General features: G+C 40.0%; 10 protein-coding genes. 5 read left to right on the top strand and 5 right to left on the bottom strand.

Annotation, left to right across the window (positions count from 1 at the left end; translation table 11 throughout):
* Positions 1–930, bottom strand: a 930-nt coding sequence (locus B4U84_RS29985) for a pentapeptide repeat-containing protein (protein ID WP_207391050.1), incomplete at its 3' end; no start/stop codon positions are given.
* A 145-nt stretch (positions 931–1075) separates the two neighbouring features.
* On the opposite strand from B4U84_RS29985, the gene B4U84_RS29980 reads away from it, so the two are divergent.
* Together B4U84_RS29980 and B4U84_RS29975 are read left to right on the top strand one after the other, a co-directional pair.
* Positions 1076–1360, top strand: coding sequence for a TRADD-N-associated membrane domain-containing protein (locus tag B4U84_RS29980; RefSeq protein WP_131121636.1), 285 nt, complete (start codon positions 1076–1078; stop codon positions 1358–1360).
* A 134-nt stretch (positions 1361–1494) separates the two neighbouring features.
* Positions 1495–1737 (top strand): hypothetical protein, encoded by a 243-nt coding sequence (locus B4U84_RS29975; protein WP_131121635.1) that lies wholly within the window; start codon positions 1495–1497, stop codon positions 1735–1737.
* Between the two features lie 342 nt (positions 1738–2079).
* Here B4U84_RS29975 and B4U84_RS29965 read toward each other — a convergent pair whose 3' ends face one another.
* Positions 2080–2625 (bottom strand): hypothetical protein, encoded by a 546-nt coding sequence (locus tag B4U84_RS29965; protein ID WP_131121634.1) that lies wholly within the window; start codon positions 2623–2625, stop codon positions 2080–2082.
* 142 nt (positions 2626–2767) lie between these two features.
* On the opposite strand from B4U84_RS29965, the gene B4U84_RS29960 reads away from it, so the two are divergent.
* The 3 genes from B4U84_RS29960 to B4U84_RS29950 all read left to right on the top strand — a co-directional run bounded on the left by B4U84_RS29960 (position 2768) and on the right by B4U84_RS29950 (position 3635).
* Positions 2768–2974, top strand: a complete 207-nt coding sequence (locus tag B4U84_RS29960) for a hypothetical protein (protein WP_131121613.1) — start codon at positions 2768–2770, stop codon at positions 2972–2974.
* Positions 2975–3051: 77 nt separating this feature from the next.
* On the top strand, positions 3052–3243 hold the full coding sequence (locus B4U84_RS29955; RefSeq protein ID WP_131121614.1) for a hypothetical protein: 192 nt from the start codon (positions 3052–3054) through the stop codon (positions 3241–3243).
* Between the two features lie 65 nt (positions 3244–3308).
* Positions 3309–3635 carry a hypothetical protein gene (locus B4U84_RS29950; RefSeq protein ID WP_131121615.1) on the top strand — a complete coding sequence of 109 codons (327 nt, stop codon included), beginning with the start codon at positions 3309–3311 and terminating at the stop codon, positions 3633–3635.
* Between the two features lie 494 nt (positions 3636–4129).
* Here the strand turns inward: B4U84_RS29950 and B4U84_RS29945 are convergent, their stop codons facing one another.
* From B4U84_RS29945 to B4U84_RS29935, 3 genes are all read right to left on the bottom strand, one after another.
* Positions 4130–6943 (bottom strand): GUN4 domain-containing protein, encoded by a 2814-nt coding sequence (locus B4U84_RS29945; RefSeq protein WP_242677771.1) that lies wholly within the window; start codon positions 6941–6943, stop codon positions 4130–4132.
* Between the two features lie 92 nt (positions 6944–7035).
* Positions 7036–8046, bottom strand: a complete 1011-nt coding sequence (locus B4U84_RS29940) for a CHAT domain-containing protein (protein ID WP_131121616.1) — start codon at positions 8044–8046, stop codon at positions 7036–7038.
* A gap of 48 nt (positions 8047–8094) precedes the next feature.
* Complete coding sequence (locus B4U84_RS29935) at positions 8095–9873, bottom strand: pentapeptide repeat-containing protein (protein ID WP_131121617.1); 1779 nt, start codon at positions 9871–9873, stop codon at positions 8095–8097.
* Positions 9874–10066 lie beyond the last annotated feature (193 nt).

The following is a 10066-nucleotide window of genomic DNA, read 5'->3' as shown; positions in this document are numbered from 1 at the left end:
ATAAGCACCACTTAGGTCGGCATCACTTAGGTCGGCACGAACCAGAATAGCACCACGCAGGTCTGCACCGCTCATGTCTGCACCACTTAGGTCTGCATCACGTAGGTTGGCAAGAATTAGAATGGCATCACGTAGTTCAGTATTGCTTAAGTCAGCATTGCTTAAGTCAGCATCACTCAATTCAGCGCCGCTCAGGTCGGCATCGCTCAGGTCGGCACGGCTCAAGTTTCGCCCCTTAACTGGCTGATTAACAATCTCCTGTACTAAACGCCATTTATCATCAACTTTAGTACTTTCGTCATCATCTGAACTTTCGCTCAAAATTTGAATATCTTCAACAGGAAAACCCCTTACTTCAGTTAGTTCTCCTGATTTAATAAGAGATACAAGCCGTTCGATATCCTCTTGAGAACCTTCTACAATTAATCGGATACTGCCTTCTTTAATATCAGTAATTTTTATAGTGTCTCCTGAATATGTTCGTAAAATCAATTCAAGAGATACTGACAAGTCATTATTAATTGAATTTATATCGCCTTCTAATACGATAACTGCTTTAATTTTTTTACTTTGTTTATCTATTACAGTCACTTGACGGCGAAGTGTTTGCACTGGCTTCACCCTCTCATTAGTATCAGGACTACTACAATCTTTTATTTTTATCTGCTCCAATTGTTCTTCTATTATCCCTGCAATTTCTCCCCAATTCAGTTTCAATGCCTCACATATTCTTTTAAATGAGTCAAGCTGAATTGGCTCTCGCTGAAAAAATTTTGTAACTGTATTGCGAGCTAAAAGTTGAGATTTTGCAAAGTTGATTTTTGAGTCAAATCCTAGCCTTTTCAAAGCATTTTCTGCTCTCTCTATACCTAGTGGAGAAGCGGTGTAAGTTATTTTCTTCTTTTTTCTGCCAAGGCTTGGGTCTGTCATGGCAACTATTTATGTAATCAAAACTAGGGCATAAGACAATCATAGAAAGGTCACAGGTGGTTGACAACACAATCTTTGCGTAGTCAGTATTTCAGGGGTTTGGCTCCACATTAGAAGTGTGAAGTTTATATGCTCTGCAAAATTTATGAATAACAAGCTAGCCCCTAACTCTTACTCCACAATTGAATTGAGCATTGCTCAGGAACGCTTGAGACAAGCCCGCTATAGCTTTAATCTCGCACTCATCGCAACTGCATTGTCTGCCTGTATTAGCCTTGTAGGTGCAGGGCTTTTGCTTTCAGGAAAAGTCCCCGAAGGAACTGTTACCGCCGCCGGGGGAATGGCTGCAAGTGTGCGATGCATTCAGTTTGCTAAAGACACAAACGATAGACTCGACAAAGTTTTAGCCGAGCTAAAGGATCAAAATTAAGGTAGAACTGCGATCGCATGGTGCAACACGAGTAAGGTGCGATCGCAATCTCCAGACCTTCATACTTGGGGAAGAGGTAATATATTACCAGGACAATTGTCATTATGTATGGCTCGTAGCGCTCTGGGATAGTTATGAAAGAAACTGACGCGCTTAACATAAGTAGAAATGCCTGTATCAAAAAAATCACACAGAACACATTTGGCTCTGGGATGAGTGATGAAGATTGGTTTAATTTAGGAAAATCTGATGCCTGGGCTAAACAACCCAAAGTGCCACCAGAACATGATTCTCAAGCTGCTAGTATGTACGACTTAGGTTACAGCGAAGGAGAGATTAAACATCCGCCAATTGAAAATAGAGCAGCAGGTCAGTAGTTAGAAATCTGTTTACACCGAATCATCCATCCAGCCACACTCACAATCCCAATGCACCCTTGAAGTATAGTCACGGTTCATTTCAGCACCACATTGAGGACATTTGCCAGTAAATAGTGGGTGCGTGTCCAGTAACCAAAGCTGTTCCTCCCTCGTCCAGCGCTGCGGCGGCTGAATAATTTCCTCGCCGTTATAGGTCACACGCTCTATAACCAGTTCATCATTGATATACCTCGCCCCTTGAGGTTCCCGCAGTTCTTGGTCATCGCACATCAGAAGTTTTGGCTCCCGCAGCAGTTTAGTTATTATAAAACTGATTTATGCTATTAACAAAACATCTTTTTAACAGGATGCTCCTAGCAATCTAATTTCTTTTATTCCCCTTTGTTTGTTACTAGAAAATACTAAACCACCATAAGCATCATTTGAATATACTAAATCATTTTTAGTATCATTTCTTGATAAAAACGCAGAATATGCTTTTTGAGCCTTACTGATGCGATCGCCTACTTTTATCCCTTTCTCTGTGGGATAAAGCGAACTAGAAGTTTTAATCGAATGGACTTGACTTTGACTTGCATTGCTAGAAGTTGAAAGCCCTTCAATTTCTAATCCGTCGTAATTCCAAGTTGTAATATAGGAGCTATAACAAACATCGTCATACTTTGTAGTTCGACTTTTCGGTTTACCTAATTGTTTGATAATTTCCGTTTCTTTCATCCCCAGCTTCATACCACCTATGGATATTTGAGATACATCAATTGCTTTTTTGTTGGACTTATCAAGAAGATTATTATGATAGTTTGAACTGTTATTCTCACCCATAGCTATAGGATTTATAGCAAGTAGTATCCCAAAACCAATTCCTGCTGCTAATTTTTTAAACATAATCTAACTAATAATGGGTATTGCTAGTTAAAAATTTTACCAGAGTGCGCTCACGCAGTGATTCCACACGAGTAGCTGCGCGAGCGCTATATTTGTTATCCTATATGTGTACACCACTTTTAGATATTTACTGTTTACACTTATGGCAGGAAGGAAGAAATTAGACCGCGTAAATTTACACGCACGGGTTGCACCGGGGACAGGGGATAAGCTCAAAGAAATCGCACATATACTAGGCTATATCTATGATCAAGAAGGCTCAACAGGTCAATTATTGGATGCGATCGCCTCAGGTGAATTAATATTAATTGCTACTAAAAATAGAAGTAATGCTGGTAAAAATGGTTAATTTTATGGATAAAAGTGGTTTAAAATAAATCTGGGGACATATTTAGTCCCCAGTTACTGAATAAAGGAGGTGATTGATTGAGCAAAAATGGTAACGGTCATCGAGGTTTTTGGAACCCGGTTAAAGTCTTTATCCGTTTAATCCAAGGAGTTTGGAAAAAGCGGGACGAAGTATCGGGTGAAACATACCTCGTAGACTCGGAAGTTGTCAGAGATGACCTGGACGATATTGCAGACGAGCCAGATTCTCAAGACAACGTTGATAACTAACATATAGTTAGTAGCCCCTAGTAAATTGCTAGGGGTTTTACTCTAAATTAAAACCTAGTTTGATTATGGCAGATTCCAACACCGCAGTTTTTTGTCCTGTTTACTATCAAATTATTCAGCGCCGAGGTAATGGCTGGGCTTTTAAACATGGTGAGCCATTTATTAACTTATTTAACGCCCCGAATTTGTCACCGGAAGAAGAGTTTGCAGCTTTTGGTACTTCTATGAAGAAAGTAGCCATTGAACTATTCCGCATTAACGGCGGCAAGCAAGGTTATTACATAGCGAATATCTTGGATAAAAAATACTACTACTGCGGTACGAAGTGGGAGAATGTGAAAACCAAACTGACTGAATTGGGAATCACAAGACCAGACCCAATGGAAGCATGAATAATATCATTTTTACAAGAAGTGCGATCGCTCCGTAGTAGCCGCTACGCGATCGCTTCCTACCGCAAGGATTTCTGACAATGATTAGACCAAAATCACATACTTGATTGTCCTAAATCACAATTAGATATCTGGAGAATTGCCTGTCTAGTTTGAAGATATTTGTAGAAATCAAAAATTGAGGTAACAAAAATGATTTTTAACTTCACTGATGCCGTTCAAGTTATTCTGATTGCTGCTGTTGCTAGCGTGGTGTTGTCTTCTGGTATTTGCTGGACATTGCCCAAAGCTAAAAAGGCATGAGGGAGTTTTAGGTTTATAAGAAGCGATCGCCTATGCATTTTGGCGTGGTATAGTCTCAGACTTTTTTTCTAATCTCGCTTAAACTCTTTTTGAGCAAAGTGGTCTTGCAGTAGCTTGTGGATGAAGCAGTAGCACGTACCTACACATTGGAGTAGCAGGTTTAAAGACTATAATGATTATATATATTTGTGTTATAGGCCACAGGCCTCTATTCGCTCAAGGAGTAACCACCCTAAAGGATACGCCCACCATCCCCAGCAAGGGCTTGGGAGATGTCCCCAAGGTGCATCTAGGTTATAGATCATTGCGGTCTCATATAACCACATTTCTCCTCTACGCCACCGTGTATGTTCACAAAAGGCATTCCATGTTTTCTCATTATTCCACAATTGTCCTAAGCCACCCATACTTTGGTATATTCTCTTTTGAACACTAAAACCAAAGTGGCCTTTGCTAGCATACACCCAAAGTTGGTCAATGATACAAAGATCCGCACAGGGAAAAGCTTTGATATCTTCTGTATCTAAATAGCTATTAGTTGGTCGTTCAGCAACCTCAAGCATTACCTTCGCTGTTTCTTGATCAGCTTTTTGCCACTCACCACTCATTAAGTAGTAAACAAGTTGACTGTATTTAGAAGGTAATTTAGACTTTACTATACGAATTCCATTCTCTGAAAATTGTTTGTCATCATCGATATAATGTTGTTTTATTTCGTCTTCAGTCGCTAATCTATAATGCGCTGCCAATTCACTTAGGTTTAGCTGGCTATCGAACCCTTGTCTTATACTCCACAATGTTAGCCATGCACAAAATCGATATGCATTTTGCCAACTTATTCCAGTAATTGGTTTTTTAGCATCTCCAGGTATGAATCTGTTAGTTTGCCAGTGTTGAGGTTGACGAGATTCATGTGTTTCTTCAAGAAATAGCTGATACTCTGCACAGGTAATGTAGTTATTATCAATTTCTAAGTTTTCATCAACACGCACCAGATTACTCAATCGCCTTGCCAGTTTAACTTCTGCTGCTAGTTTAAAGATTTCTAAATCATTTGACTCTAGTCCAGCTTCAAGCTTCTCTGTGAGTTGTTGCCTTACTTCTGGTTCAACCTTCAAACCTTCTTCCTGGCAATCAAAGGCGAGTTTTAGAGAGACAACGGTTGGATTTGCCAAAGCAGTACGAATGATATTAGTTGCATTACTTTGAGCCGCATAAAGACGAATAGTTTCATGCCACCAATCATTATTAATTTTAGAAATCAAGAACTGCTCTTTATTTGCTTCCTTAATCTGAACTGCTGCTAAATATTCCTGAAAACTCTTGTGAGCAAACTCGTATTCGTCTTTTTCTCTTTCAACTAACAAACCACATACATTTTCAATATTTTCTATAAATGCTTCTGGTTTTAAATTATTCTCTACTAGTTTGGCTAACTCAGCTTGAATTATACAACTTCCTGATTCCGGACTAAAGTCACGAGTATTTTGTTCCATTAACTCTAATGCTAATACTTGCAGCACTACTTTCTTTTGTTTGGCAGATAGCGAGTCAGGAATTCCTTTAAACTCTTGTCTTCTTCCCAACATGACATCACAAATTTCTGCATATAGTTCCACACGCCGCCCCGGTAAAGCACCACGATAACTATGTATTGTGGCAATCATTGTCAGCAGTAATGGATTGACAGCCATTGCAGCCAAGGATGGGTTATTTTTAATACGCTCAATCAAGTCATTTGATTTTGTTTGAGCCATCTGTCGTACTCCTTGGTCTTCTTGTCCTAATCGACTCATAATTTCGTTTTGCAGATACCAGTTTTGAATAAAGGTCTGCATCTGCTTCAAATTAAATGGCTGTACCTCTAAAACAGTCCTAACTTGCCGTATGGGAGCGCTGCGGTAACCAAATGGTCGTGAGGTAAGGAGAAAAAGAACATGCCGATACTCTTGGATTTGCTTATTTATCCACTGGCTAATTAATGTGCGTTTGTTAAACGACACTTCATCCAGACCATCCAGCATCACCAAACATTGCTGAGTATGCCAATCCTTATCAAGTTGTAAATTCCTCTCAAACCAATACTTGGGTGGGTTAAGCTTTTTAATAAGTTGTTGCTGCTCAATCAGTTCTGATAAGCTAAGTTCAGAATTAACAATCATCTCCTGAACATCACGCAAATAAAGTAGTATAGGAATCAGTCGTGTCGCTTTTGAGTGCTGTTTGCGTTGCTCATTTTTAGCATAGATCAATGCCAAATGTTCTAGTAGAGTTGTTTTGCCGGAACCTGGTGGACCAATGATTACTATGCTACGAAAAGTGTAAATATTTTGACTTGCTACTAACCAATCCCAAATACTTGTAGATTCAACCTTTTCTCTAAGGGAAATCATTGCACTATGTATTTGTTCTGCACTCTCTGGTGCAACCTTAAGTGGCACAAATACCTTTTCTAAATCTAGAGTGAATGGTCCCTTAGTTTTTAATCCTTGAGTTCGGTAGTCACGACAAGACTCAATTAATTGATGGTAATATTTTGTCTGAAAAATTAAAGATTTTTGCTCCCAAGGATCAAGTTTTCTTTCAAATTCGTCTGCTAAATTATTTGCAAGTTCCTGTTGCTTTCTCTCAAAATTTTGAGTTATTCTTTCTATAAATACTAAAATAAATATCCTAGTAAAATTAAGGAACATCAGCAGCAATAGCATCAAAATCAATAATAAAAGTGCTGTTTGTTTTTGATTATTTAAAATAAAAAAATACGTTAGTGTCAATCCTAAGCTAGAAATAAATAATATTAGAAGATAGTACCATTTTTTTGATAAAATACTTCTCTTTTTTATTAAAGCAAAGTTTTCTATTTGTTCTAATCTTTGCTGTCCACCCAGAATATTGATAATCCATTTGAATACGTTACCTTGAACATAATCTCCCTCAATTGATTCGTTATAATTGCCACTTTCCGTTTTGATATCGCGCTGCTCAGATTCTCTCTCTTCAGTCATAGTCTATGTCCGAACGAGTTTTATAAATTCTCAGTTAGTTGAGATGTCAAGTCATGTTCATGCCAAAATCAGCAGAAAATCCGAACTCTGCACTAAGCATTTTTCCATCCTTCGATAATCTTAATTCCCACGTTTACATAAGGATTATCTAAAAACTCTTCAATAGTCCCTTTCCCACCTTCAATAAAAGCATTAATAAGCCTTTCTTTCTTTGTTGGTGGGATAGCTGCGCTCACAAAAGCCTCTTTCTGTACTTCTGTAGCTGTAGGGTTGGTCTGTTCTAGCTGTTTGAGTAATTTCTGGATTTCGGCGGCTGCTTCGGCAAGGCTTTGTTTTTCACCAGCAGCGTATTTATTACCCTGTACATAATCGCCCTGGATGCGCTCGTTGTAATTACCGCTACCCATATTAATAGTGCGATCACCAGCCATATTTGCTTTTTTCTCCTTAGAATTAGGTATGAATAAAGTTTTAGAATTATTTCTAATTTTTATTTTTGGAGTTAAAGACTCTGGTATGCCATTGAGGTCAATATTATTGCGACCAAATTCAAAAGCATCTTGATAATTTCTTCCTGCACCAAGAGCGTCATAAAATGCTACAGAGAAATTAATAGCAGCTTTATCTGTAATAGCGCGTTCCATGCCAATAACACAGTCAATATGCTGATAAATTGCCTCAGCTTGAGCTTCAGAGTAGCAAGCATTAAGTAGCACACATTCAATAGTGTCTTTACATAACTCAAATAGAGTTGCTAGTGAGTTTGTACTAACTAGTTGCATTTGACCGGAGTTATTTTCTAAAGCTATGCCACTTGGCTGTGAATTTAAACGAATAGCATTGCGCTGATACTCTTGAGAATAATTCTTTGAATCTACACCATTATTTTTTGTAGCGTGACCAGAAAAATGTACAATTTGTGGTTCATTATCTAATAAAGCACGGCGCAAATCATCAATGCGAACTGCCCACCTGGTAATTAATTCAAATTCTTCTCTTGCTCTAGAACGTTCCAAAGCAGCTTGGATTTCCCGCACTTCCTCATCTAAACGGAGCTTATTTGTATCTTTTGGATTAGCTGATAATATTAAAATCTTTTTCATACTTTTGATAAAAGTGTAATTTATCAAATTTAAGTCATCAAAGTATTTTTATTCAGTTGATTGCTGTCTTTCTAAAGAATCTCCTTCTACATAATCGCCTTGAATATCCTCGTTGTAATTACCGCTATCCATATTTATGGTGCGATTTTCGGTGTAAAAACTAGGGCGCTCTAACGCTGTCATTACCATGTTTTCTAGTCTACGAATTTGATTCTCTTTTTCTGCTACTAATAACTTTATTTCTCGTGCTGTTAAGGCTTTAAGCTGATTGTATGTAGTGAAATACTCAGCACTCAGTTCGGATTTATTTGCTTCTGGTGCAGTTTTAGCACGGAGTAAAAATTTATCTTCACCCTTGACTTCCATCCCGACTATACGTAACTCTGCGTCAGGATTGTTTTCTGCTAATTGTTTGAATGCGATCGCGATCGCACGAGGGTCAACACCTTGGTTATGGTACAAGTCCAGTGTGTCGAAAATAGGTTTGATGAAATCCCCAAATTCTCCATCTGCAAATACCTCTTTGTTATTATCAGGTTTGCGGAGTGGGTCAGGGTTCTCTTTCGTGGGGAGTCGCATATAAACATACTCACACCTCACCCCGTCAAATTTGGTGTCAGTAGTAATACCCCAATCTTCAATGTATGCCCCGGTGAGAGTAGCCCCTGTTAAATCTGTGCCGTCAAGTTGTGTTTGTACTAATTTCGCCCTTGATAAGTCTGCGTCTTGCAAATTGGCATAGCTCAGATCTGCACCAATAAAGCTGGCATCTACCAAATTGGCTCCTTGAAAATTGACTCCTCGCAAGTCATCACGATCAAAATTCTTGTCTTGCCCATGACCTGTCGCTAGCACGCTTACCACTTGTGCTTTTTGCAGGTAAGTTATTCCTGGGCGAACACGGTCAAGTTTTTTAGTTTTATGGAAACAGGTGCGAGTCAGATTAGCTTTTCTAAAATCTGTATTTTTGAGAGTGGCTCCTGTGAAATCAGCATCAGTTAAGTTAGCGCCACGAAAGCTTGTACCTCCTGTAGCAGCAAAGGCAACAGCAATATTGTGAACCCAAGAATGTTTTTCGTCTCCTTTCATTGCTCGCCAACCAATGTAAATGCTTGTTAACACTCCGGTGACGACGAAGGCTCCAGCGACGGCTCTGGCGACGGCTCCGGCAAAGGCGAAGGGGAAGGGGACGGCTCCAGCGACGGCAAAGGGGAAGGTGAAGGGGAAGGCGAAAGGGAAGGCGACGGCTCCGGTAACGGCGACTGTGACGGTGAAGGGGAAGGGGAAGGGGAAAGCGACAGCTCCGGTGACGGCGACGGCGAAGGGGAGGGCGACGGTGACGGCGAAGGCGAAGGGGAAGGCGAAGGCGATGGCCGCGGCCAAGACTCCGTTGAAGGAGACGATGAGGCGGAAGGCGATGCCCACAGTCAAGACTCCGATGACGGTAATGGCTCCGGCGACGGCGACGGCGAAGGCTGCTACTCCTTGGCGAATTATGAGGAAAAAGACGGCAATCGATACGATTAAGGCAGTCCAGCCCGCGATCTGTTTCTCTAAGCTCTGGGTATCAAAAATTAGAGACACAAAATAACCATTGACATACAAGCATAATCCTGATAATGCCGACAACAACCATGAGACAAGAACTAGGAAAATTGCCCACCGACGTTGCAGTCCAGCCTTAGCACTCGTGAAGTTTGCCCCTCTCAAATTAGCTTTGCTAAAATCTGCACCTCGTATATCTGCGCCGCTGAAGTTTGCCCCTTTAAGGTTTTGACCTCTAAAGGAGCGTCCTTGGAGATTTTGTCCAGAAAAGTCCAGGGGCATAATTTGAAGCAGAAGATAGACTTAATCTTCTTATACAGGAATAAGACCGAAATTTCCTGAATTTTCACTTTAAATTCCACACCAACACGCCCCTAGCAGTTCTGCTTCACTGTTAGAACACGCAATTGGAGTGCGATCGCTCTGGTTAAATTCAATTTTTAGAGTGGCGATCGCATAGCGTGCCGGATGGCAT

This window comes from Westiellopsis prolifica IICB1 (assembly GCF_004323185.1).
GTDB lineage: Bacteria > Cyanobacteriota > Cyanobacteriia > Cyanobacteriales > Nostocaceae > Pelatocladus > Pelatocladus prolificus_A.
The sequence above is the reverse complement of the archived record's forward strand: the minus strand, read 5'-3'. Positions and strand labels throughout refer to the sequence as shown.